At 53.8% G+C, this 23,784-nt stretch carries 18 protein-coding genes; 8 read left to right on the top strand and 10 right to left on the bottom strand.

Features of this window, described 5'->3' with window-relative positions; genetic code table 11:
- Positions 1 to 11: 11 nt before the first annotated feature.
- On the top strand, positions 12 to 890 hold the full coding sequence (locus H6F46_RS16495) for a bifunctional 2-polyprenyl-6-hydroxyphenol methylase/3-demethylubiquinol 3-O-methyltransferase UbiG (protein ID WP_190355873.1): 879 nt from the start codon (positions 12 to 14) through the stop codon (positions 888 to 890).
- A gap of 57 nt (positions 891 to 947) precedes the next feature.
- Here H6F46_RS16495 and H6F46_RS16490 read toward each other — a convergent pair whose 3' ends face one another.
- The 4 genes from H6F46_RS16490 to H6F46_RS16475 form a co-directional block, all read right to left on the bottom strand.
- Entirely contained in the window at positions 948 to 1,586 is a 639-nt protein-coding gene (locus tag H6F46_RS16490) for a response regulator transcription factor (RefSeq protein WP_190355874.1), read from the bottom strand.
- A 6-nt stretch (positions 1,587 to 1,592) separates the two neighbouring features.
- A complete protein-coding gene (locus H6F46_RS16485) occupies positions 1,593 to 2,813 on the bottom strand; it encodes a sensor histidine kinase (protein ID WP_190355875.1) in 1,221 nt (406 codons plus the stop codon).
- A 105-nt stretch (positions 2,814 to 2,918) separates the two neighbouring features.
- On the bottom strand, positions 2,919 to 4,124 hold the full coding sequence (locus tag H6F46_RS16480) for an ABC transporter permease (RefSeq protein WP_190355876.1): 1,206 nt from the start codon (positions 4,122 to 4,124) through the stop codon (positions 2,919 to 2,921).
- The gene (locus H6F46_RS16475; RefSeq protein WP_190355877.1) at positions 4,124 to 5,470 is read right to left on the bottom strand and encodes an efflux RND transporter periplasmic adaptor subunit; all 1,347 of its coding nucleotides are present in this window, start codon (positions 5,468 to 5,470) and stop codon (positions 4,124 to 4,126) included. The genes H6F46_RS16480 and H6F46_RS16475 overlap by 1 nt, the downstream gene beginning before the upstream one ends.
- Before the next feature lie 218 nt (positions 5,471 to 5,688).
- Between H6F46_RS16475 and fabD the strand changes: the two genes are divergently transcribed.
- From fabD to adhE, 5 genes are all read left to right on the top strand, one after another.
- Positions 5,689 to 6,567, top strand: coding sequence for an ACP S-malonyltransferase (gene fabD, locus H6F46_RS16470; protein WP_190355878.1), 879 nt, complete (start codon positions 5,689 to 5,691; stop codon positions 6,565 to 6,567).
- 186 nt (positions 6,568 to 6,753) lie between these two features.
- Positions 6,754 to 7,047, top strand: a complete 294-nt coding sequence (locus H6F46_RS16465) for a type II toxin-antitoxin system RelE/ParE family toxin (RefSeq protein WP_190355879.1) — start codon at positions 6,754 to 6,756, stop codon at positions 7,045 to 7,047.
- Positions 7,044 to 7,325 carry a hypothetical protein gene (locus H6F46_RS16460; RefSeq protein ID WP_190355880.1) on the top strand — a complete coding sequence of 94 codons (282 nt, stop codon included), beginning with the start codon at positions 7,044 to 7,046 and terminating at the stop codon, positions 7,323 to 7,325. The genes H6F46_RS16465 and H6F46_RS16460 overlap by 4 nt, the downstream gene beginning before the upstream one ends.
- A 10-nt stretch (positions 7,326 to 7,335) precedes the next feature.
- Positions 7,336 to 7,683, top strand: coding sequence for a hypothetical protein (locus H6F46_RS16455; RefSeq protein ID WP_190355881.1), 348 nt, complete (start codon positions 7,336 to 7,338; stop codon positions 7,681 to 7,683).
- A 180-nt stretch (positions 7,684 to 7,863) separates the two neighbouring features.
- Positions 7,864 to 10,497 (top strand): bifunctional acetaldehyde-CoA/alcohol dehydrogenase, encoded by a 2,634-nt coding sequence (adhE, locus tag H6F46_RS16450; protein ID WP_190355882.1) that lies wholly within the window; start codon positions 7,864 to 7,866, stop codon positions 10,495 to 10,497.
- Between the two features lie 184 nt (positions 10,498 to 10,681).
- Here the strand turns inward: adhE and H6F46_RS16445 are convergent, their stop codons facing one another.
- The 3 genes from H6F46_RS16445 to H6F46_RS16435 form a co-directional block, all read right to left on the bottom strand.
- Positions 10,682 to 11,809: a hypothetical protein gene (locus H6F46_RS16445; RefSeq protein WP_190355883.1), complete on the bottom strand. Its 1,128-nt coding sequence runs from the start codon at positions 11,807 to 11,809 to the stop codon at positions 10,682 to 10,684.
- 168 nt (positions 11,810 to 11,977) lie between these two features.
- Positions 11,978 to 13,849 (bottom strand): sensor histidine kinase, encoded by a 1,872-nt coding sequence (locus tag H6F46_RS16440; RefSeq protein WP_206753595.1) that lies wholly within the window; start codon positions 13,847 to 13,849, stop codon positions 11,978 to 11,980.
- Positions 13,850 to 14,296: 447 nt separating this feature from the next.
- Positions 14,297 to 14,461, bottom strand: a complete 165-nt coding sequence (locus H6F46_RS16435) for a hypothetical protein (RefSeq protein ID WP_190355885.1) — start codon at positions 14,459 to 14,461, stop codon at positions 14,297 to 14,299.
- 89 nt (positions 14,462 to 14,550) lie between these two features.
- Between H6F46_RS16435 and cysE the strand changes: the two genes are divergently transcribed.
- A complete protein-coding gene (cysE, locus tag H6F46_RS16430; RefSeq protein WP_190355886.1) occupies positions 14,551 to 15,402 on the top strand; it encodes a serine O-acetyltransferase in 852 nt (283 codons plus the stop codon).
- Positions 15,403 to 15,622: 220 nt separating this feature from the next.
- Here the strand turns inward: cysE and H6F46_RS16425 are convergent, their stop codons facing one another.
- Positions 15,623 to 20,215, bottom strand: coding sequence for a PAS domain S-box protein (locus H6F46_RS16425; protein WP_190355887.1), 4,593 nt, complete (start codon positions 20,213 to 20,215; stop codon positions 15,623 to 15,625).
- A gap of 719 nt (positions 20,216 to 20,934) precedes the next feature.
- Positions 20,935 to 22,194, bottom strand: coding sequence for a glycosyltransferase family 4 protein (locus tag H6F46_RS16420; protein ID WP_190355893.1), 1,260 nt, complete (start codon positions 22,192 to 22,194; stop codon positions 20,935 to 20,937).
- A 34-nt stretch (positions 22,195 to 22,228) separates the two neighbouring features.
- Here H6F46_RS16420 and galE point away from each other — a divergent pair, with 34 nt between their 5' ends.
- Positions 22,229 to 23,239 (top strand): UDP-glucose 4-epimerase GalE, encoded by a 1,011-nt coding sequence (gene galE / locus H6F46_RS16415; protein WP_190355888.1) that lies wholly within the window; start codon positions 22,229 to 22,231, stop codon positions 23,237 to 23,239.
- A 136-nt stretch (positions 23,240 to 23,375) separates the two neighbouring features.
- Here the strand turns inward: galE and H6F46_RS16410 are convergent, their stop codons facing one another.
- Entirely contained in the window at positions 23,376 to 23,648 is a 273-nt protein-coding gene (locus tag H6F46_RS16410; protein ID WP_199291626.1) for a DUF29 domain-containing protein, read from the bottom strand.
- Positions 23,649 to 23,784: the final 136 nt, after the last annotated feature.

The raw sequence follows: 23,784 nt of genomic DNA, 5'->3' as shown, positions 1-23,784 counted from the left end.
ATGTCTTGTCCATGACCGTGAGTAGCCCCGACGCGATCGCCGCCCTCGAAGCCGCCAGAGCCAAAGTCATTGCGGAATTTGGTGACTGGACGAACCACAACATGCGCCTAGCCGACGGTTGCTATACGATCGCCCCGACCCCGACCCCCTCGGAACCAAAGCTGCGCCGCATGACCCAAATTGTCATGGACTGGTGCGGCGGTTCTGTGGAAGGGTTGCGGATTCTGGATTTGGCTTGTTTGGAGGGGATGTATGGCCTGGAGTTGGCCATGCAGGGCGCACAGGTGGTGGGCATTGAAGGGCGCGAGGCTAACTTGGCCAAGGCGCGCTTTGTGAAAGAAAGCCTGGGCCTGAGCAACATCGACTTTTACTGCGACGACGTGCGCAACCTGTCTGTGGAGCGCTACGGCCAGTTTGATGTGGTGCTGTGCTTGGGGATTTATTACCACCTGGACGCGCCGGACGTGTTTCGGTTCATGGAGCAAATCGGCTCCGTTTGCACCAAGCTGGCGATCGTGGATACGCACGTCAGCCGCACCGCCGAAACCCAACATACCTATGCGGGGCTGGAACTGTCGGGTTGCCGCTATGTGGAGCATGCGCCGGAAGCTTCCACGGACGATCGCCTGAAAATTCTTTGGGCTTCTTTGGACAACGACTACAGCTTTTGGTTAACGCGCCCGTCCCTGTTTAACCTGATGCAGCACTGTGGCTTCACGTCGATTTATGAGTGTCACTCGCCGCTGGTCGAAAAATTCGAGCAATTGCGGCGATCGGGGACGGGCGATCGAGCCACCTTCGTCGCCTTTAAGGGTCGCCCCGTGGCCCTCAAGTCCTCTGACCTCAGCAACGACAGCCGCCCCCTGCCCTGGCCGGAAATCCCCCGCTAAAGGCCAAAGAGCAGTGGATCGTGGCCCGCTCAGTCGGCGGGTTAAGGGGCTAGGCATTTAGCGCCGGTAGTGCTGTTGGGCCCAGAGGGCCGCTTGGGTGCGATCGGCTACTTGTAGCTCACTCAAAATGCGACTGATGTGGTTTTTGACAGTGCCGTGGGCTAGATACAAAATCTGGGCGATTTCCTGATTGGTTTTGCCCTCGCCCAGCAGCCTGAGCACCGCCAATTCGCGATCGCTAAAACGCTGGGTTAGATCAGTCGGGGCGATCGGTGGATGGGTGGCTAAATGCGCGAAAACTTTAGGGGCGATTGTGGGGCCCAGTTGACTATAGCCACGGTGGACGCTGCGAATTGCATCGGCCACTTGTTTGGAGGGGGCGTTTTTGAGGATGTAGCCCAAGGCCCCTGCCTGGAGTGATTGCCAAATATAATCCTCGCGATCGAACGTGGTCAGCACCAAAATTCGGATCCAAGGAAAGCGCTGATGAATTTCCTGCGTTGCCCGAATTCCATTACAAATGGGCATTTCAATATCCATCAAAATAATGTCGGGTTGCTGTTGCTCGGCTAGGGCGATCGCCGTCTGGCCATTGTCCGCTTGACCCACAATTTCTAAATCCGTTTCTAGGGCTAGCAATGTGGCTAATCCCTGCCGAAAGAGATCTTGATCATCAACCAATAGCAGCCGAATCATAGCGGCTCAATCCTCAGGGGTTAATCCCCATGATCGGGGAATCGTGATGCGGAGGGTGGTGCCTGTTCCCGGTGTGCTGGCGATCGCAAACTGCCCACCCAGAAGCTGCACTCGTTCCCGCATACCGCGCAATCCATAGCCAGTTGTGGCCGCACCCGGATCAAAGCCTTGGCCATTGTCCATAATTTCCAAATTAAGCGTGGATGCTGTGTAGTGACTCAGCAGATCCACCCTCGAAGCCCGCGCATGTTTTTGCACGTTGGTTAAGGCTTCTTGAATGATGCAATAAACCTGATGGCTAGTTTGGATATCGATCGCCGGTAGGTTCAGTCTTGAGGTAATCACCAGGGATTGGGTGTTGTGAATTTGATTGATTAACCGCTGCAAAGCCACATCGAGCTGAAAAGAGGGATCACGGGTGGTTTGAACCGCTTGGTGTACCGCCTCTAGGCATTGACTGGCAAGGGTTTGTGCATGGTTGAGGGCGGTAGCTGCCTGATCGCGATCGCGTCCTTGCATCACTTGAACCAATTCGAGTTGCAGGCGCAGGGTGGTCAGCGAATGGCCCAAGGAGTCGTGAATTTCGCGGGCAATGCGCGATCGCTCCAAATCCGCCGCTAAGGTTTCCATTGCTTGGGCTAGGGCTTCCGATCGTTGGCGGCTGCGACGCTCAGCCATGATCAAAAAGCCAATCACCATCACCAACGCACTGATGCTGATATATTCCACCGAACTCGACAAAATAATTGCCTGTGGCTTATAAATCTCCTCCCACTGTTGCGATCGGGTGGTTTCAATGAATAACTTTTCAATGATAGGAATCGTCCACCAGATACAGAGCAAGTAACTAATTCCTGATCCTGCCACGAGATAGACAATGGTTTTTCGATTAAACAAAAAACAACTTTTGATTAAGATCAAATATAAAAGCAAATGCAAATCGACTAGTAACAATTGCGCCACTAGAACCAGCGAGATTTCTAATCCAATATAGACGTATCGCACCCAGTGAGATTGCTTGATTGGAAAAAACCAACTCAGCAACCAAAAGATGGTAGCAAACACCAAAACCTTGCTGAATAAATCGGGCAAGGTCGGCAATTTATAAAAATACCAATCAATGCCATAGGCCAAGCTATACATTAAGAGCAAGACCCATTCCGCATAGCGCATCATGGGCCGTAACTTAAAGAAAGAGGAACCAAAGTAGCTGCGTAGAGCTTTCATCCTGAAATACAGTGAGTAATTCCCACTGGAGAATAATTCAAAGGGCTTCAAAGGGATTGAAAGCCATTGAAAAATGGTGCGATCGCATCATTTACCGGCATTTCCCTAGGACGTTTTCAAGGCTGTAATCGGGTCGAGCTGGGCTGCTTGACGAGCTGGAACCACGCCAAAAACCAGACCAATGCTTCCAGAAATGACCGTGACCACCACCATGGCCTGTACAGGGACGGTGGGCTTGAAAGGAGTCAAAGTGCCGATCAGGGCCATGCCGCCTGCGCCCAGGGAAATGCCCACGACACCACCGGCCACGGCCAAGATCGTGGCTTCAATTAAAAACTGCTGCAAGATCGCCTGGGGGGGAGCGCCGATCGCCTTGCGGAGACCAATTTCCTGGGTGCGCTCGGCGACGGAAACCAACATGATGTTCATGATGCCAATGCCGCCCACCAGCAAGGAAATCCCCGCAATTAAGGTGAGCATTGTCCCCAACGCGCTGGTAATTTGCCCTAACAAATCCTGAATGGATTTATTCGCCACCACTGAGAAATCCTGTTTGCCATGCAAGCGTGTCAACAGATTCGTGACTTGAAAAGCAGCCGATCGAATTTGGGCTTGGTCGCGGGCGGTGATCTCAATTTCATCGATCAGCAGTCCTTGGGGAACTCGTCGCCCCACGACTTGATGGGCCATAGTTGTGATTGGAATGAAGGCATTGGCATCGGGATTCACACCGAGAAATGCGCCTTTTCTTTGGATGATGCCAATGATCTGAAAGCTCTGATAGTTAATTCGGATTTCTTGGCCGATCGGGTTGGTGCGATCGAACAGTTTCCGGGCCAGCTCCCCACCCAACACCGCCACCTTGCGATCCTGACGTTGGGCAGCCTCATCCCAAAAAATCCCCTGGGCCATGCGAATATTCCGCACCTTCAGAAAGTCGGGCGTGACTCCCTGTACCGTTGCCGTCACGGTGCGACTGCGATGGCCGATCGCCAAGGAACTCGAAATCGTCGGTGACACCCATTGGACAGCCGGTGCTTGGGCGGCAATCAAGTCAGCTTCGGACAGCAGCAAGCGCGGCACTTCGCCGGTCAGTTCCTTGCTTTGTTGCTCACTCAAAAAAACGTACAGGGAGTTCGCACCCAAGGATTCCACCTGGGTTGCGGTGAAATGTTGGGCCCCCTGACCTAGCCCCACGGTGGCCACCACCGAAGCATTGCCAATCACGATGCCCAGCATGGTCAGCAGGCTCCGCATCCGATGGCTGACCAAGGTGCCGATCGCCATGTTGAGCGTATCTAGAGGGTTCATTAGAAGCCGCTTCCTTCGGGATTATCAACACCCGGAATCACTTGGTTGATCGGGGGACTCAGCAAAATTCGATCGCCCGCTTGCAGGCCCGATCTCACCTGGGCTTGGCTGCCACTTTCTGCACCGATTTCCACGGTTTGAAAGCGTGCTTCCTGGTTCGGCACAAGTCGCCATACGCCCTTGCGGCCGTCCTTTTGGGTGACAAGGGCCGCGAGCGGCACCACCAGCGCATTCCGAATTGGCTGGCCCAAAAACCCTAACTTGACGTTCATGCCGGCTTTTAAGATGTCCAGGCCCGTTTGCAGGGAAACTTTGATGCGAAAGGTGGTGACGTTGTTTTCTGGCACAGCTCGGGGGGCAATGCGCTTGACCCGCCCCTGAAACGTGCGATCGGGATAGCTGTCGCTGCGAATTTCGACGGCTTGGCCCTGGCGAATTTGACCGATGGTGGTTTCGGGAATTTTGGCTTCGACTTCTAAACCACTGAAGAGTTCGGCAATGGCGGCGGAGGTGGCCCCGTCACTGCTGGATGCGGTGGTGGTGGGTGCCACAAAATCCCCCACATCGGCAAATCGGCGAGTGATGACTCCTTCAAAGGGCGATCGAATCAGCGTGTTTTGTAGCTGGATTCGCACGACTTGCAGTTGCGATCGCGCTTCTGCGACTTGGGCCCGGGCTTGGGCAACTTCCTCGGCGCGAAACCCCTGGCGCTGTTTATGGAATTCCTGTTCGGCGGTGGCCAAGCTGGCTTTAGCTTGCTCGACGGTGGCGCTGGCGTTGCGGGCTTCGGTCAAGGTCTCATCCAAAGCGTCTTGACTCAGTACGCCTTCGCTGGCCAAAAGCTGGCGGCGCTGGAGTTTTTGGGTGGCTAATTGCCACTTTCCTTCGGCCTCTTGCAACTGGGCTTGCTGCCGTTGCACCTCGGCTTGGGCCTTGGTGATGTCTTCAGGGCGGTTCCCCGCGAGTTTCAGTTGCAATTCCGCCTGCGATCGCGCCAGGCCCGCTTGAGATTGTTTGACCTGCGCTTGCAGTTGTTCGCCGTCCATTTGGGCCACCACTTGCCCAGGCTGCACTCGATCGCCCTCGCGCACAAACAAGGCCGCCACCTTGCCGGCCTCCTTGGGGGCCAAGTTGACCTTACGCAGGGGCTGCACCACCCCATTGGCCTGCACTTGCACCACCAAATCTTGCCGCCGAACCAGGGTTGTGTCCTGGGCAAGATCCACCTTGGGGGCAGGCGCTGGGTGAGGGATCACCAGGGCGATCGTGCCCAACAGGCCCAGGGCCCCGAGGCCCCCGGCCCACAGCCGCCATTGCTGAAACTTGAACCGAATCGCAGGTTGCATCGACGTTGCCCAAACCGGGATCAAATGCCACCTCATCACTCTAAAAAGATCGCCCCCATCGCGACGACTGCCGCCGGTCATCAGTGCCCATGACTAGAGTCACGATTTCCCAGCGGCCGCCATCAGGGGCGGATTGCCGGAAATTCCCCGCTAGCGCAACGGGCCGGCCGCTTGGTATAAGCACCTTGTCTATACCGATGCGAAGCACAACAAACACAATGGCAAAAACCCTCTGGATGTTCCCGGGCCAAGGCTCCCAAGCCGTTGGCATGACTGCCGACTTGCTCGACTCGCCGGCCGCCCAAGCGAAGTTGGCGATCGCGGATGAAATTTTGGGTTGGTCGGTGGCGGAGGTTTGCAACGGTGACGAGGCGCAACTCTCCCAAACCCAATACACCCAGCCTTGCCTCTACGCGATCGAGGCGATCTTGGTTGATGCGCTGAAAGCCGCCGATCAATCGCCTGATTTGGTGGCGGGTCACAGCCTGGGGGAATACGTGGCCCTCTACGCGGCCGGGGCTTTCAGCTTTGAAGCGGGTCTGAAGTTGGTGAAGCGGCGGGCGGAGTTGATGCAAGCGGCTTCCGGCGGCAAGATGGCGGCCATGATTGGCTTCAACCGCCCGGCCCTAACCGAGGCGATCGCCGCTACCGGGGGTGTGGTGCTGGCCAACGACAACAGCGATGCCCAAGTGGTAATTTCCGGAACGCCCGAGGCGGTGGATGCGATCCTGGGCAGCGTCAAAGCCAAGCGGGCTGTGCCCTTGGCCGTGTCCGGTGCGTTCCACTCGCCCTACATGGCGGAAGCATCGGCGGAATTTAACGAAATTTTGGCGGCCACGGATTTTGCGGACACGGCGATCGGGGTGCTCTCCAACACTGACCCCACCCCGGAAACCAGCGGCGCAGCTTTGAAAGAACGGCTCTCGAAGCAGATGACCGGTTCGGTGCGCTGGCGGGAAACGATGGTGATGTTGAACCAGGTGGCCTGCACGGAGGCGATCGAAGTGGGGCCAGGCAAGGTGCTGACCGGTTTGCTGAAGCGTGCCTGCCCCAACACCGCCCTGGTCAACATTGCCGCCCTCGCCGACATCGCTTAAATCTGCTTGCTGGTGACGTGATGGAGTGATCGCTGGTTGTCTAGTGATGCTTGGCAATTGGCTCTCACTCCGATCGCTAGGGGCAGCCATCTACACGGTAAAACCCTTAAAATCGCTCAACTACTCAACCCAGAATTTCTCGATGAATAGGGATGGGTGATTTTCAGATTGCACTTTTAAATTCCTATGTACACTATAGAAATATCCCGAAGCGCTCTAGATGACTTACGTGTTTTTAAAAAACATGAACAGAAAGAGGTTCTTGATGAAATATTTCAGCAGTTGACTTATGAGCCGACCGTTGAAACACGTAATCGAAAGCCTTTAAGAACTAATGATTTATCTGATTGGGAACTCAGAATCGGTAATTTTCGGGTCTTTTATTCAGTTGAAGAAATTGTTCGAGTTGTAGCTATCGAAGCTGTGGGCAGGAAATTCAATAATCAACTCTTTATCCGTAATCAGCCTTACGACCTATGAAAGTAATTCATTTAACCCATGTTATTCAGTTTCTTCTGAATCTCTTTGCCCAAGCTCAAGATGATGTTCTGCTTTTGAAGCTGCCCGATGGTCGCGAATTTGTGTTGACCTCCGTTGAGCGATTGCAAAATTCGGCCGAGGATTTGACCACGGAGGTTCAGCAAATTACGCAAAATCCAGAACTGATGGCCCTGTTGCAAGAGCGCAAGACGGATCGATCGCGCTTGAGTTTGGCGGATGCTTACGATCGCCTGGGTCTAGAACAGCCCGAGTCATAAGCTGAGATTCATGAATGATTTTCTAAGGCGGCGCGATCGGTATATGCGTGATAGTTTGGCGGTGCGTTTAGGTGGCATTGCGGCAAATTTGGCGCGGGTCAAATCCTTTGGCAAAAATCCTGATAACGGGCAGCTCATTTCCAGTTTGCTGCGGGAAAGTGGTTGGTTCATTGAATGGGCAGCCCCCGAGACCGATTTACCGGTGGCGATCGAGCTGGTGGCAATTCAGCGGCAGATTGTTCAGTGGTTGGCGGAGTGGTCGGTGCTGTGGCCAAATGCCGATCGCCGTCAGGTGGTGTTGGAGCGATCGAGCCTGTGGAGTGAATGGATTTTGGAGCGATCGGGCCTGTTGGACTAGGGGAATGGTCACCGAGCTAAACGATGGTTTTGAGCGATCGGCGGCCGAGCGTTCTGTGAGACTTCGTAAAGGTTCGTTGCAATTCGGGTGAGCAAAACCTAAAAACTTGTCAACAAATCTAACCAAAACAAGGGGATCAACCTAGCGTAAAAACAGAACGCCATTCCTGCGAGGTGCGTTATGACCGTTACCAACGATCGCGAACTCGAAGCCCTAATTGCGCGGGTCAAAGCCGCACAGCGCACCTATGCCACCTTCAGCCAAGAGCAGGTGGATTTGATCTTCAAAAAAGCAGCCTTGGCGGCCAACGCGGCCCGCATCCCCCTGGCCAAGCTGGCGGTAACCGAAACGAGAATGGGGACGATCGAGGACAAAGTGATCAAAAATCACTTCGCCTCGGAATTCATCTACAACAAATACAAAGCCGAGAAAACCTGCGGGGTGATCGAAGAGGACAAGGCCTTTGGGATTCAGCGCATTGCCGAACCCGTGGGGATTTTGGCGGGAATTGTGCCCACCACGAACCCCACTTCGACGGCAATTTTTAAGGCCTTGATTGCCCTGAAAACCCGCAACGCGATTATCTTTTCGCCTCACCCCCGGGCCAAGGACTGCACGATCGAGGCAGCGCGGGTGATTTTGCAAGCGGCCGTGGAAGCCGGGGCCCCGCCGGACATCATTGGCTGGATTGATCAGCCCACCGTGCCCCTGTCGCAGCAGTTGATGCAGCACCCGGATGTGAACCTGATTTTGGCCACGGGCGGGCCGGGCATGGTGCGGGCGGCCTACTCGTCCGGCCACCCGTCCTTGGGTGTGGGCGCGGGGAACACGCCGGCCCTGATTGACGAAACGGCGCACCTGAAAATGGCCGTGTCGTCGATTATTCTCAGCAAAACCTTTGACAACGGCATGATCTGCGCCAGCGAGCAATCGGTGGTGGTGGTGGATGCGGTCTACGAGCAGGTGAAGCAGGAGTTTCGCGATCGGGGAGCCTATTTCCTGGATCCCGAAGAGAAAGTCCGGATGGGCGCGCAAATCCTGATTGATGGGCGGCTGAACCCGAACATCGTCGGCCAATCGGTGGAACAGATCGCGGCGATGGCGGAGATTCAACTGCCACCGGGCACGCGCCTGATTGTGGGCGAGGCGAGCGTGGTGGGGCCAGAGGAGCCGTTCTCCTATGAGAAGCTGTCGCCGGTGCTGGCCATGTATCGGGCGGCGGACTTTGCCCAGGCGGTGGAGCTGAGTGAGTCCTTGGTGATGTTTGCCGGGCGGGGCCACACGGCGGTGCTCTACACGTCGCCGGACAACCGCGATCGGATCAAACGGTTTGAGGATCAGGTGCAAACGGCGCGGGTGCTGATTAACACGCCCTCGTCTCAAGGGGCGATCGGGGATATCTATAACTTCCGGCTGGATCCGTCCCTCACCCTCGGTTGCGGCACTTGGGGCGGCAACTCGATCAGTGAGAACGTGGAACCGCGCCACCTGCTGAATATCAAAACCGTGGCGGAACGGCGGGAAAATATGCTCTGGTTCCGGATTCCGCCGAAAATCTACTTCAAATATGGCTCGCTGCCGGTGGCGCTGCGGGAGCTGGCCGGGCGCGATCGGGCGTTCATCATCACCGACAAACCCCTTTACAACCTGGGGATCACGGCGGGTCTGGAAAGCGTCCTGGATGATGTTGGACTGAAGTACGACACCTTTTACGATGTGGAGCCGGATCCTTGTCTGGGAACGGTGAACCGGATTTTGGAACAGATGCGATCGTTCAATCCGGACACGATCATCGCGATCGGGGGTGGCTCACCGATGGACGCGGCCAAGATTGCCTGGTTGCTGTACGAGCATCCCGAAATTGAGTTTGAGGGGCTGTCGATGCGGTTCATGGACATCCGCAAGCGGGTGTATGAGCTGCCGCCTTTGGGCCAGAAGGCAATCCTAGTGGCGATTCCCACCACCTCGGGTACGGGGTCGGAGGTTACGCCCTTCGCGGTGGTGACGGACGAGCGCACGGGGATCAAGTACCCCCTGGCGGACTACGCCCTCACGCCGACTATGGCCATTTGCGATCCGCAATTGGTGCTGGATATGCCCAAGTCCCTGACGGCTTTTGGGGGCGTTGATGCCTTGACCCACGCCCTGGAGTCCTACGTGTCCGTGTTGGCTTCGGAGTTCACGAACGGCGAGGCCCTGGAGGCGATTCGGCTGATTTTCAAATATCTGCCCTCGGCCTATGAGCATGGGGCGGCGGATCCGAAGGCGCGGGAAAAGATGCACTACGCGGCGACGATGGCGGGGATGGCCTTTGCCAATGGCTTTTTGGGCATTTGCCACTCGATCGCCCACCAAATTGGCGGCGCGTTCCACATTCCCCACGGTCTAGCCAATGCGCTGTTGATTTCCCACGTGATTCGCTACAACGCGACGGATGCGCCCTTTAAGCAGGCGGCGTTCCCGCAATACAAGTATCCGAATGCGAAGTGGCGCTATGCCCGGATTGCGGACTATTTGAATTTGGGGGGGACGACGGAGGACGAGAAGATCGATCGGCTGATTGGGGCGATCGAGGCACTGAAGCAGCAGGTGGGAATTCCCGGATCGATTCGGGAAGCCACGTCAATTAGCGAGGCGGAGTTTTTGGCGAAGTTGGACGATGTGGCCGATCGCGCCTTTGACGATCAATGCACGGTGTCGAATCCCCGTTACCCGATGATCAGCGAGCTGAAAACGCTGTTGTTGCGGGCCTATCACGGAGATTCGCCGCTGTTGTCGGCTCCGGAAGCGCCGGAACCGGTGACGACTCCCTAGGGCCTGGTTAAGCCGTCGCTCGCGAGTGGTTCGATCGGGGCTTGATCGTCCCGATCGGCTGCTCTAGAGTGCGCTAAAGAATTACTAGAAGATGAGTCCTAAGACTTCCGTGAAAATTATGCACTCAAGGATAAGAAGCTCTATGACTCTGTATCAGAAGGTTTCCCAGAAAGCATATGTATCTCTATCTAGCCGATGGCTCCAGGGCGTAGCACACTGGCGCATCTCCACCCTCTCGGTAATATGCTGAACTCTCACCACAGGTCTCTCCACTGGCTTTGATGTCATATGGGCAGAGACATTCACCTACACGGCTTGATCTGGTCTTAGTCAGATAAAGCTCCTTTGAATCCTTAAAAGTAGAGAACTGAAAGGTTGGTGGCAAAGTGCATTTCTCAGGAGCAACCGAGCAAGTTTTCTGTTTTTCTTGTTCTTGAAGGATTAATTGTCTGAGTTCAGACTCGTCTTTTACATATGAAGTAAGCCTGGTTTGTGCCATCTCAGTGAATATTGAATTTGAACCAATAATCTGATTTAAGTCAAATATCATCTTGGAAATTTGTGCTAATGCAGATTCCAACTCAGAAATTTTCAGAAATCTTGATTTTGTTGAAGCAACTAATAAATCAGACGACCTAGTAACGTTGTCATAGTAAGTTTTGTTAATTTTTTCACGCTCCAAAAAAGTACCAAGTTCGATCAGATTTTTATTGCCTTGATTTAATAAGCCTTGGGCTTTTGAATAGATTTTACTTTGAGTGGTAATCTTTTGTAATTTATCAATAGCATCTTGTGTCTTCTTGATAGATTTTTCAATTTCTTCTACAGATTCAAATGTTTTTTCTTGAGAAACTTGCAAGATCATTGACCGTGCGTTATTGAAATAATCAGAATTTAATTTTTCACTTTCAAGAAGTTCTAACTTCTTTCTGACTGTCTCATCAATATTGCTCTGACCTAGCGAAAGCTCGACAAGAAATATATTGAGTTCATTTAATCTTGTTTGGGCAGCTTCCATCATTGTAAGCAAGGCAGGAAATTTCTCGTACTCCTGCTTTTTAAACATTTGATCGATTTGCTGTGCAACTTCGGTAGCTCTTTGACCAGCCTCTCGGTGCTCCCCGAGAATTATTGCACCTCGTACACACAAGAAAATGATTAATGGAGCAAGCCAGTAAAATAAAATGATATCAATATCTTTTTTTTGCTTCTTCCAAAAGAGAAACACATTTTTATGTTGGAACCCATACATTGCCCCCATTAGCATCCATACTATAAAAATAATGATGGCGATAACTAAAGGAGCGCTCATTGTTATAGTGATCTCCTACTTTGAATAAAAATTAGGAAGTGACAATGCCAATATTATACTCTCTTCTAACTGATGACAATTGATCTTTTCAATCAGAATCAACAGATGGAATAGAAGGGTTGTTGGTTCAAGTGAAGCTCCAAGTGTATTTACTGTGAATAAACTCCGCTAGGTTATGTTGGATGTCGCATCATCTACGAAACTAGAGTCATCCTCGGCTGAGGAAGTAATTGCATTGGGAACTGGTTGGGCTGGATCGGCGATCGCGAGTCGAACCGGTAACTTCAGCGTAAACGTCGTTCCCCAATTGCCCGATTCACAATCGATCGTGCCGCCGTGCTTTTCCACAATCACCTGCTGGGCGATCGCCAGACCCATGCCCGAGCCTTTGCCCACGGGTTTGGTTGTGTAAAACAACTCAAAAATCCGCGATTGTTCACTGACGGGAATGCCCAAGCCGCTGTCGGTGACCGCCAAGCTGACCGAATCCGGGTCAAGGGTGCGGGTGGTGAGCTTCAGGGTCAAGAGCCGATCGGGCTGTTGGCGGAAGGCCTCATCCAGCGCATCGATCGCGTTCGTCAAAATGTGCATTAACACCTGATTGAGCTGACCCGCATAGCACTCGATCGGGGGCAAAGATCCGTAGTCCAACTGCACCACAATGGCCGGGCGGTGAGCTTGGGCACAGAGGCGCGACCCCAAAATGGTGAGCACGCTGTCCAGGCTTTGGGGCAAGTCGATCGCCTTCACCTCCGCCTCATCCAAACGGGCAAACAACCGCAACGACAGAACGATCGCCCGGATGCGTTCCGCGCCCGATCGCATGGAAGCCATCAGTTGCGGCAAATCTTCCCGCACAAACTCCAAATCCAACTGTTCCACGAGCGATCGAATCTCTGGACTGTGGGGGCCATGGCCCGCCTCATACAGCGTCAGCAACTCCAGCAGATGGCTCACCCCCTCCGTGACATGGATCAGGTTGCCGTAGATAAAACTGGTGGGGTTATTGATTTCGTGGGCTACCCCGGCCACCACCTGCCCCAGGAGCGACATTTTTTCCGTTTGGATCAGTTGCGCTTGGGTGCGGCGCAAATCCATCAGGGTTCTGTAGAGGGTGCGGGCTTGGGAGCTGGCAAAATCCGCCGCGTCCGCCAACTCTTGATTGCGTTCGGCCACCCGCTCAATCAATGTATCAAGAGCCTGGGCTAAGGATCCCACTTCGTCTTGGCTGGTGATGCCCACCCGTTGGCTGAAGTCGCCGGTTTCCGCCACCCCTTGGGCCACCGTGGCCGCCCGCACCAGGGGATTGACGATCGCCCGCGTGACTCGCATCGCAATCACCCCTGCCACCGCCGCCGACAGCAACAGGCTCAGGATCACAACGCCTTTTTCCAGACCTTGGGCCTCTTCGAGCAAAACTTCCGCCTGTTCCGCTTGCCCATGGGCCATAATCACCAGCCGGGACAGGGCGCGATCGGCCCCGGCCAGCGCTTTCCACTCCAAGTCCTCCGCTGCTTCTTTGGCTGCCTTCTGGGCGGCCGATTGATTGGCCTCGTCCGCCTGCTGCATCAGCATTTGCTGATTGGCATATTCCTGAAGATCCGCCACGCTTTGATTGGCCAAGTGCAACAGGCGATCGGGGCGATCGGCCAGCCATTGGGGATTTTGCTTGAGATAGGCGGTTAGCTCGTTGGCTAAGTCGCGGGCTGTTTGGATGGCCGCGATCGCGTCCTGCTGGAACAGTTGCCGTTGTGCGACGGGAATTTCATCATCCCCCGCTTCATCAATGGCGAGGCGAGCCGCCTGCAAGTTGCTGCGTAAATCGCTGAGTAATTGAACTTGTGTGGTTGCGTCGTGCAATTGGGCCACCCCGCGCCCTTGGAAATGATCCGCCAGGGCGATGCCGGCCAAGGAGCCAACGGCCCCCGTGGCGATCGCCAAGATATAGCCCAACGCAATCTTTTGGCTGAAGTGCCAATTGCTGATGCGTTGTTGCCAATGGCCGAGCCAGCGCGATCGCCCCTTGATCTGGATCTTCATCGTGGAGTGGGACATCGCTGCCGTCGAGTGAGGAGAGGGCAGTGGAAAATTCATTGATTACGAATTTTAGGGCAGCTCCAACCGCAACAGCCCTACGCCGTGGGCTGATTATGCTTGGTTGTAACCTCAATGGATTGATGCAAACCCTGAAAGATGGATAAATTTAACGATTCATGGGGGATGAAACGTGAATTCACTATCTTTTTTGTGTAGTTTTGGAAGGCTAAGACCGTCGTCAAAGTCGATCCCAATCTATCAGGTGCTTCCTTGAAATGGCGTTAAGAAATGCAATCAAGAATCAACAATATAATCCATCAGTTGATTGCCTAATTGGGTGCGATCGGCAACGTGATCAGTATCCAAATGTCCGTATTTGAAGGCCTTAAAAGTCGCAAAGTTTACCAAACCCTGACCCTAAAAACCGCAATTCTGGTGACGCTGAATGGGTCATGGCTGCCGCAACTGAAATGTTTCGTCCCGATCGCCCAGTTCGCCAACCGATTCCCGGGGAGTGTGGCGCTGGGTGGAGTCTGGGGCCTGAGCCAAAACCTGAGCCAAAACCTGAGCCAAAATATATTCCCCAATGCTTCGGTTGGGGTTCGGTGGCCCCACCCCCCCGCGTCTCGGTCGGTAGGCAGTAGGATTAAAAGTGATTTTGTAATCGATGCAACACAACCTTGAAGCTTTCAGGCCGCCCAACCGTGCTAAACGCTCTCATTGCTGACTTTCGCATCATCTTCGATCGTGACCCCGCCGCCCGCAATTGGCTAGAGGTGCTTTTTTGCTATCCGGGGTTGCAAGCGTTGATCCTCCATCGGCTGGCCCATGGGCTGCAACAGCGCCAATTACCCTTTGTGCCTCGGCTGATTTCCCACATTGGACGATTGTTGACCGGGATTGAAATTCACCCGGGCGCAACGATCGGGCAAGGTGTGTTTATCGATCACGGCATGGGCGTTGTGATTGGTGAAACGGCGATTGTGGGCGACTATTGCTTGATTTACCAGGGCGTGACCCTGGGGGGCACGGGCAAGGAAAGCGGCAAGCGCCACCCCACCTTGGGTGACAACGTGGTGGTGGGAGCTGGGGCTAAGGTGCTCGGCAATCTGAATATTGGCGAAAATGTGCGCATTGGGGCTGGTTCCGTGGTTTTGCGGGATGTGCCTGCCGATTGCACGGTGGTGGGTGTGCCTGGTCGTGTGGTCTATCGATCGGGTGTGCGGGTAGATCCACTGGAGCATGGCAAGCTGCCGGACTCGGAAGCCCAGGCGATTCGGGCCCTGCTCGATCGCATCGAAGCCCTGGAGCGGCGGATTGAGGAAATGGAAGCGGAACGGGCCCAAGTGCCGGTGGCCGTGGGTGCGCCGGAGCGCCCTTGCGAAGACTTGACCCTTTGCGATTGGGAACGGATTGCCAAGGTGGCCGCGGAGGTGACGGCGGCCCAACGCCAACTGGGCCAGCTCAATCTTGTGAGTGGTGATGACCCGGCGGGAAAGCGTTGCCGGTTGAGCGATCGGGCCCTGGAAGAGTTCTTTGATGGGGCTGGGATTTAGGGCGAATGATCGGTCTGATCACTTGGGCTGGTTATTGGACTGGTCATCGGGCTGATCATTCGTCTGAATCGTCAGCCTAAATCATTGGGCTAGATCACCAGAAATCTTGCTGTTGTTGGGTTTCGTACCTCAACCCAACCTACAAGACTGGGCTGGTTACTGGGCTGATGTCGAGCGCGTCGGGGCCGGATGCCGTCCGGCTGGCGGTCTTGCGCCTTGCCTAGGGGATCTGGTGGGGCGGCGGGGCCAGCAGGGGAAGTTCGATCGTGAAGCAACTGCCCACTCCCACTTCGCTGACCACATCCACACAGCCCTGGTGCAGTTCCACAATTTGCTTCACCAGCGCCAAACCCAATCCTGTGCCGTCATATTGGCGATTCAAGGCCCCGTCCACTTGGATGAAGGGCTGAAAGAGCTTGGGTAAATTTTCGGCGGCAATGCCAATTCCGGTGTCGGCTACGGCAATGCGCACGAAGGTTGTGGGTTGGTTGGCGGGCGCGGTGGGGGCTGGGGGCTGCTGCACCAGGCCCTGGAGATGCATTTTGGACAAAGCGCGCGATCGCACGAATTCCGAGGCGGCGGTTAGCGATTCGCTGGTCACGGCGATCGAAAGGGTAATTTTGCCCCCTTCCGGCGTGAACTTCACCGCATTGCTCAGCAAATTAATCAACACCTGGCGCAGTCGTCGTTCATCGACCCACAGATTGGGCAAGTTTTCCGGGCTGTTGAGGTTCAGTTCAATCCGTTTTTTTGTGGCCTGCTGTTGAATAAAAACCAGGCTCGATCGACACATGGGCACCAAGTCCGCGATTGACCAATCCAACTCCATTTGGCCGGACTCAATCTTGGCCATATCCAAAATGTCGTTAATGAGTTCCAGCAGGTGTGTGCCGCTTTGGTCGATCGTCCTGAGCGCATAGTCCTGTTGGGGCGTAATTGGCCCAAAAATTTCCTCTTGCAGGCTTTCGGTCATCCCCAAAATGGCATTCAGCGGCGTGCGCAATTCGTGGCTCATATTGGCCATGAACTCATCTTTCAAGCGCGTTGCTCGCAACAGTTGTTGATTCGTTCGCTGCAACTGTAATTCCGCCGCTTGGCGATCGGTAATGTCTTGATAGATGCCCAAAACCCCAATCACCGTTCCTGACGAATCCCGGAGCGGAACCTTGTTGGTTTCAGTCTGGATCATCGAGCCATCCAGTTGTTTTTGGGACTCAATGAGATGTAGCTTGGCCATGCCAGACTCAATCACTTCCCGATCGTCCGCTCGGTATAGCTCGGCTTCGCTGACTCCCCAGGGCAAATCGTAATCCGTCTTGCCCACGATCGCCTCCGGTGAAGGCAGCCCCGCCGCCGCCGCAAAGTTTTGGTTGCACCCCAGGTAAACCGAATTGCGATCTTTCCAAAACACAAAGAGCGGAAATGTGTTCAAAACCGTTTGCAAAAATTGCTGCGATTCCTGAAGTGCTTTGCGGGTTTGTTTGCCCTCAGTCACATTCCGAAACATGCTGCGAATGGCGATCGGTTTCCCCTCTTGAAAATCGCAGTTAGCATTTCCTTCCAACAAAATTTCCTGGCCATCTTTGCTGAGAAAGCGAGTTTCAATGTCTAAAGAAGCTTCCCCGGCGCAAAGGCGATCTAAATATTGGCGGTAGTCCTCTAAGTCCGCAGGATGGACAACCTGAAAGATTGACAAATCATTTAAATCTTCATCGCCATAGCCCAAGGTTTCTTTCCAAACCCGGTTGACCAATAAAATTTGCCCTTGGGGATCAATTCGTTGAATTAAATCCGTTGCATTGTCAAACAAATCCCTCAGTTGCGCTTCTTGAGCTTGCAGTTCCAAGGTGCGCTGCAATACCCTCGCTTCCAAGTCTTGGTTCAGTTGCTCCAAGGCATCGTTGGCCTGTTTGCGCTGAAGTTCGGCCCCTGCCCGGGAGGCCAACACCCGCAAAAGGGCCATGGCTTGTTGGTGTTTTTCTTCAGAAAAGGGTTGTTGATCTAGGATGCAAAGACTGCCGATCGCCTGTCCTTGATCATCCTGTAAAGCAACGCCCAACAGCCCATTTACTGCCCCAGGAAAGAGGGAACGGGAAATGGAAAAACAGGACTGTCCGCCGGTTTCACAATAGAGTTCACCATGCTCCAAAATGTAGGAACAGGGTGTGTTTTCTAAGTTCAAATTGGAATTGTCGCCCAGTTGACCATCAACCCAAACACCAAGGGTTTGTAATCGATCGCCCCGTAATTCCGTGGCTACCACATAATCCACATTCAGGGCTTCCGCAATATGCCGCACCAAGTTGGGGAAAAACTGTGCTCCGGTTACCGTGGCCGTGCCTTCAATCACTTGATGCAAAGCTTTTTCGGCCTGTTCTCGGGCCATTTCTGCCAAATATTGATCGGTAACATCCTGCACCGTGCCTTGGGAATAAAGGGGCGTGCCATCCTCGTCATAGGTTGTTTCGCATTGCTCATGGACATATTTAATCCGCCCATCTGCCAACAGCAACCGATGGGTGACGGAATAGGGTTCATGATTGACTAAGTGGCGCTCATAGGCTCGATCGACCATTTCCCGATCGTCGGGATGAATGGCGGCCATCAAGGCTTCATAGGATGCATCAAATTGCTGTGCATCCACTTCAAAAATCTCAAAAACTTGCTCAGACCAATAGAGCTTGTTGCTTCGTAAATCTATTTGCCAGTTGCCGAGCTTGGCAATCCGCTGGGACTCTTGCAGGCGATCGCTCAGTTGGCGCAGGTTCTGTTCCGCAGCCTTGCGATCGCTGATATCCGTGACGAATCCCTCTAAAAACAGAAATTTTCCTTCATCGGAATAAACACCGCTACCCCGCTCCCAAACCCACTTTTCTTGAGCAAACTTGGTGAGAATGCGATATTCGCACTCATAGGGTTCTTGCTTTTGAATGGCGGCTTGGACAATTTCCCAAACGCGATCGGCATCTTCGGGGTGAATTTCTTGACCGCAACTGGTGGTGCGATCGACTAAATATTCATGAGTTTCATAGCCCGTGATGGCCGTTACCCCATCGCTAACAAAAAGCGCGGAGTATTCAGGATTATTAGCCACTCGATAAACATAGCCGGGCAAATTGGCCACCAGGGTCGAAAGACTTTTTTCCTGTTCCGCCAGGGCCAGTTCCACCTGTTTGCGAGCCGTAATATCAACCCCTACGCCCAAGACTCCATATTCACCCTTGGCGGGCAGAAAAATCGGTGACTTGTGCCATTGCAGCCATTGAATGTCTGGATTTGTTCCAAATGGATCATCAACTTGGCCGTTGCAGGAATCTGCCCCAGAGGAACCACCAGCCCCCGATAAATTGATTTCCAAGGCAGTTCCTAGGGTGTTGGTTCCTAAGTCAGATTCTGGGGAAGCATCGAGGAGGGCATCATCCTGCTCCACTGAGGCGATCGAGTCTGGCTGAACATCTGACTGAGCAATTTTGCGGCGAATCACCATTTCCTCAGGCAAGAAGAGTTCCTGGCGATTTTCAATGACGAAGCGATTTTCGCTCAAAAACCGAGCATTGGCTTCCGAGGGCCCTAGTAGTTCTTCGTCAGTTTTATTCAGCAGTTCATCAACGGTGGTTCCGTAATAGTCCGCCATGGCTTGATTGGCGAGCACATACCGACCCTCCCAATCTTTGACGAAAATTAAATTGGGATTGTTGTCAATAACAGATCGTAAAAAGACCTGTTGACGATTAATAAAATCGCGACTGAGGCGCAGCGAAATTTTTGATTTAATACGTTCTTGGTTTTCGCGATGTAACTCCCCGATCGCCTCCTGAAGCTGATTGGTTCGAGATTGAATAATGCTGTTTAAGCTGCTTTGAACATTGTGAATTGAAGACTGTACTTCCTTCAGAAAATGCACATTTTTCAGCACGCCCACCCGAATGGCTTGGCAACCATCATCAATAAAGGTTTCCGAGAGCAACATGCTGAGGGCTGGCCGATCGGGCTGCTGGATGGCTAATTCCACATCCCGGCGGTGATAGGGTTGCTGTAGATCGGAGGCGATCGGGGCCTGTTGTTGCACCCAACGGGTCAAAGCGGGCTGGCCCAGGGTAGTGATGGGTTGCCCTTGCAGGTTTTGCTGCTCGATCGCGCAAATTGCTTTTAGCGCGTCATTGGTAAACAGTAATTGCCCACCGGCATCGGCCACATACACACCATCGGGTAAACTTTGAACCGTATGACTCAGCCACTGTAATTGGCGCTGTTGCTGATAGGTTTGCCAGCTTTTTTGTAAGGTAATTGGCAATAGCTTGAGATAGGCTCCAGCGGCATCTTTCACCACATAATCGGCCGCGCCCTGTTGCACCAGTGCCAAGGCCACATCTGCGGCATCCGCTGGAACCATCACCAGCCAGAGAACCGCCTGGGCTTCCATGAGCTGCAAGAGTTCCCGAAAGCTGGGTGCGGCTTGGTCGAGGAGGTCGGGTTGATCCTGCGCGATCGGGGTTACGGGGCGATCGCTGGGCTGGTGGCTGCGATCGGAAAAGTCTTCAGGCTTTTTGGCGGGACAGCTTTCAGTCCCTGCCGACGGTTCCAAGACCGCCTCGATCGGGGGAATCGCACAGCCATTGAGCAACACCATCTCGACCGGTTGCCGACGCAAATGGGCGATCGCCGCCTGCATGGAAGCCACCACATGCCCTTCACCCAGCCAGGGCCAGTGCTGAAAACAGCGAGCAAATTTTAACTGATCCGTTTCATCAGGTTCCAAGACCAATAATTGGCCCAAAAAGGGTGATGCATTAGCCGCAGCAACGTTGGTCATTGGATGTAAAGAACGCGGGGATCCATTCCCTTAAACACTGAATCACCATCGGCCGAGCGTTGACCCAGAACCCGGAACGCCAATTTGCAAGATACCTAAAAGGGTTTGAACATCAGGTTTGGATAATGACTGAGAACCATGGCTTGACCATCACAAAATGATCAAAATTTGCTCCATGAGCGTTTGGCTGATCTCTCAGCATTGACTGATCTGGCTAGCGGGGCGGTCTGTTGATCGAGGATGCTGAATTTTTCAGTCAACAGAATTTTCTCACGTCTTGAACAAATCGGATCTATGTTTTAGATCTGATTTGAGCTTGGTTAAAATCCGTTTAGGTTCAACCCAAACTCCTGTTCAAATCTTGATCTCAGCCCTAGCCTTAATGCTTGAAGCCTTTTAGAAACCTTCCTTTGTGAACCGCAATTGTTCCGAGAATCCTGCTCTGTTTTTAAAAATTAACCGTGATGATTGAGCAATCGTTGAAAATTCTTGAGCTGGTGGGGTTGATAATTCTATTTAAGCATTCCCTGCGATTCTCCTAAAGTATTCCAAGGGGCAAAAGCGATCAAATTCAATCAAGAAGGATTTGGGTATAAACTATCACCAGAGTATGAATTAAATCATTGACTACTGATCATTATTAATACCTAATTCCATCATTGATTGCTGACAATGTTGCTGGCCGTTGAAGCCGGCCGCCGAAGTTGACCCTATCGCCCTTATAGGGAAAAAGAGGTGAAAGTTGGCTGTTGTGGGGAGCTTTGCAAAACAGCTTCGTAATGTTGGGCGGCTTGATCCCAGCTAAAGTCGCGCTCCACGTAGGCGCGGGCCGCTTGGGAGAGTTGGGCCCGCAACTCCGTAGATTCCCACAACCGACCGATGGCGGCAATGTATTCAGCGGGTTGGTTGGCCCGTAAGGCTAAGGGCGGTTGGTCGATCGTCAAGCCCTCGAGTCCCCGATCGCTCCCCACCACGGGTACGCCGGCCGCCATGGCCTCGAGGGTTTTGTTTTTGATGCCCAGCCCGGTGCGCAGGGGCACAACGCAAACGGAGGCCCGATGTAGCTCGGCGGCCATGGAATCCACAGGGCCGGTGACCACTACGCCAGGTCGATCGCCCAGGGCCAACACCTCAGCGCTGGGCCGGGCCCCCACAATCCGAAAGGTGGCGGCGGGATAGGTCGATCGCAGCGGTGGCAGAACGGCATTCACAAAAAACTTCACCGCATCGATGTTGTGGGTGGCATCCATTGCGCCCACAAACACCAATTCATAACCCCCGGGATCCCGATCACGCAGCGGAAACAGGGCCAAGTCCACCCCGTTGGGAATGACGAAACCGGGCACTTGGGGCGCAAATTGGGCCATGTAGTCCCGATCGTCGGGGGTGGTGGTGACGATCGCGCTGAATTTGTTGGCGTAGCGGCGCTCGTAGCGGGCGAGCAAGGGCAAATACAGCCAATCGCGTGTGGGGTGTGGAGATGCACCCAAATCCAGATGCCCCTTGGCCCAACCGTAAACGGAGCTGTGAACATCCACAATCGATCGCAGCTTGGGGTAGCGCCGCTGCCAATCGGGCCGCACATAGATTTCATTCACACTGTGCTCGCAGGTGACCACATCAAAGCGATCGGCCGCAATTTGTTGATCAATCCAAGCCTGCATCGGCCGCGAAAAGCGATGCAACACATTGGGCGGCGTGCCCCTCAGCCAAGATTGCCCAAACCGCTTCACCTTGCGGGCCAACTGGCGCGGACTGCGGCTGGCGGCCGGATCCGGTGGCAGCGGAAACACCATCACCTCCTGAACAGTTGCCCGGAGCGCGGCCAGATGGTCATCGGTGACACTAGGATGGCGCTGGGTGGCAATGGTGACCGCATGGCGCTGGGCCAAGCGGGCCAGCAGGTTGTAAGTCCGAATTTCCGTGCCGCCTTTGCTGGGCGGATAAGGAAAGGTAGAAGAAATGGCTAAAATTCTCATGGCGATCGCCCCGTAATTCCCGTCGCTGCCCCCCATGACCGACGCTTGCTCAAAACCCACCATTCTCGTGACCGGCGGCGCTGGCTACATCGGCTCCCATACCGTTCTAGCGCTTCAACAGGCTGGCTATCCGGTGGTTGTGCTGGATAATTTGGGCTACGGCCACCGCGAGATTGTGGAATCGGTGCTAAAGGCTGAGTTGATTGTGGGTGATATTGGCGATCGGGCCTTACTCGATCGACTCTTTGCCCAGCGCCAGATTGGAGCCGTGCTGCACTTCGCCGCCTACATTGCCGTGGGCGAGTCCGTTGCCAATCCCGCCAAATACTATCGCAACAACGTGGTGGGAACCCTGACCCTGTTGGAAGCCATGGTGGCGGCCCAAGTGCCCCATTTCGTGTTTTCCTCCACGGCGGCCACCTATGGCGTACCCCAAACTCCCAAAATTGCCGAAGATCATCCCCAACTGCCGATTAATCCCTATGGGGAGTCTAAATTAACCGTCGAGCGAATGCTGCGGGATTTTGACCTGGCCTATGGATTGCGATCGGTCATCTTCCGTTACTTCAACGCCGCCGGAGCCGACCCCTCCGGCAACCTGGGCGAAGATCACCAGCCGGAAACCCATCTGATTCCACTGATTTTGTTGGCGGCCCTGGGCCAGCGAGACAACATCGCCATTTTTGGCACGGACTACCCCACCCCCGACGGCACTTGCATTCGGGATTATGTCCATGTGAACGACTTGGCCCACGCCCATGTGTTGGGGTTGGAATATTTGCTGAACGGCGGCGAATCCACGGCATTTAATTTGGGCAATGGCAACGGATTTTCCGTGAAGGAAACGATCGCCGCTGCTCGCCAGGTGACCCAACGCCCGATCGTTGTGGTGGAGCGCGATCGCCGGGCCGGTGATCCGCCCGTGTTGGTCAGCAGCAGCGATCGGGCCCAGGCGGTTTTGGGCTGGCAACCGGAGTACCCAGATTTAGAGGCGATCGTGTCCCATGCTTGGCACTGGCATCAACGCCGCCACGGCACTGAATAACGCCAGCCAGCTTCTATCCAGCAGTTTTTAGTCAGTGACCCAATGAAAGCCGCCCAATTTTTCTCCGTTGCAATCAGATGAAATCAGAGGATAAAAATAGGTCAATGCGGATTAGGCTTGATTTTTTGAAAGAGTCTCATTGGGGTAAAAAGTTTTCGTTTAATACCTCAAAAAGTTGGTAGGGACAAGCTTCTGGAAACTGTTCGATCGGTAATTCTGTTTCATCACTGGCTTGCCGACGTGCTCTGGGATAGGCCCAATCTAGGGCCTCAGGTAGGAAATTTTTGAGGCTAGGGGAATCGTCTAATAGGGACTGAATTCGGGTTCGGTGTTCCGTGATACTTCCTGCCCAGCTTCCCGATCGCATCTCAGGCTGAAATTGCCACTTTAAAAGATGCACAAGAATCACCACCAAATTCAGAAGTGTTGAATGACAGATTCAGGTTATAAAAAAGGGGTAAGAAGATGTAATTCTTACCCCAAACAATCAAAAAGTAATACACCAATGTTACGCTCATTCTCTCAAATCGTCAAACCTATTCTCA

The sequence above is a fragment of the Limnothrix sp. FACHB-1083 genome (genome assembly GCF_014696485.1).
GTDB lineage: Bacteria > Cyanobacteriota > Cyanobacteriia > CACIAM-69d > CACIAM-69d > CACIAM-69d.
This window is presented reverse-complemented; position numbering and strand designations above follow the sequence as displayed.

Coding starts and splice junctions, on each gene's coding strand:
- H6F46_RS16495 (WP_190355873.1), top strand. CDS start 12: ATGACCGTGAGTAGCCCCGACGCGATCGCCGCCCTCGAAGCCGCCAGA.
- H6F46_RS16490 (WP_190355874.1), bottom strand. CDS start 1,586: ATGATTCGGCTGCTATTGGTTGATGATCAAGATCTCTTTCGGCAGGGA.
- H6F46_RS16485 (WP_190355875.1), bottom strand. CDS start 2,813: ATGAAAGCTCTACGCAGCTACTTTGGTTCCTCTTTCTTTAAGTTACGG.
- H6F46_RS16480 (WP_190355876.1), bottom strand. CDS start 4,124: ATGAACCCTCTAGATACGCTCAACATGGCGATCGGCACCTTGGTCAGC.
- H6F46_RS16475 (WP_190355877.1), bottom strand. CDS start 5,470: ATGCAACCTGCGATTCGGTTCAAGTTTCAGCAATGGCGGCTGTGGGCC.
- fabD (WP_190355878.1), top strand. CDS start 5,689: ATGGCAAAAACCCTCTGGATGTTCCCGGGCCAAGGCTCCCAAGCCGTT.
- H6F46_RS16465 (WP_190355879.1), top strand. CDS start 6,754: ATGTACACTATAGAAATATCCCGAAGCGCTCTAGATGACTTACGTGTT.
- H6F46_RS16460 (WP_190355880.1), top strand. CDS start 7,044: ATGAAAGTAATTCATTTAACCCATGTTATTCAGTTTCTTCTGAATCTC.
- H6F46_RS16455 (WP_190355881.1), top strand. CDS start 7,336: ATGAATGATTTTCTAAGGCGGCGCGATCGGTATATGCGTGATAGTTTG.
- adhE (WP_190355882.1), top strand. CDS start 7,864: ATGACCGTTACCAACGATCGCGAACTCGAAGCCCTAATTGCGCGGGTC.
- H6F46_RS16445 (WP_190355883.1), bottom strand. CDS start 11,809: ATGAGCGCTCCTTTAGTTATCGCCATCATTATTTTTATAGTATGGATG.
- H6F46_RS16440 (WP_206753595.1), bottom strand. CDS start 13,849: ATGAAGATCCAGATCAAGGGGCGATCGCGCTGGCTCGGCCATTGGCAA.
- H6F46_RS16425 (WP_190355887.1), bottom strand. CDS start 20,215: ATGACCAACGTTGCTGCGGCTAATGCATCACCCTTTTTGGGCCAATTA.
- H6F46_RS16420 (WP_190355893.1), bottom strand. CDS start 22,194: ATGAGAATTTTAGCCATTTCTTCTACCTTTCCTTATCCGCCCAGCAAA.
- galE (WP_190355888.1), top strand. CDS start 22,229: ATGACCGACGCTTGCTCAAAACCCACCATTCTCGTGACCGGCGGCGCT.